Origin of the sequence: Pseudoalteromonas sp. SIMBA_162 (genome assembly GCF_046535955.1) — a bacterium.
In the GTDB taxonomy this organism is placed as follows: domain Bacteria; phylum Pseudomonadota; class Gammaproteobacteria; order Enterobacterales; family Alteromonadaceae; genus Pseudoalteromonas; species Pseudoalteromonas marina.
Genome location: NZ_JAWJBQ010000395.1, coordinates 1 through 273 on the forward strand (window position 1 = coordinate 1; position 273 = coordinate 273).

General features: G+C 67.4%; 1 protein-coding gene. It reads right to left on the minus strand.

The genetic code is table 11. The annotated features are described in order from the left end of the window. Positions 1-273, minus strand: a 273-nt coding sequence (locus R0J88_RS20190; RefSeq protein WP_410900905.1) for a helix-turn-helix domain-containing protein, incomplete at both ends; no start/stop codon positions are given.

The following is a 273-nucleotide window of genomic DNA, read 5'->3' on the forward strand; positions in this document are numbered from 1 at the left end:
GTGGCCCACATAGCGGCTCAGCTCGGAGGCGCCCGAGCGTCTCAGCTGCGCCAGCGGCTCGCTCTCCACACGCGTGGCGTGACTCTCGCGCGGCTTGGGGCGCACCTGCACCAGACGCTGGAACTGACGATTGGGCAGCAGGATCTCGTGCTCCTCCACCCCGAAGAACTCGCAGATCCGCCGCAGCGTATGCGCGGCGGGCCGGTACTGACCGCTCAGATATCGATTGAACTGCGGCCGACTGATCTCGAGCCGCCGACTCACCTCGGCGAT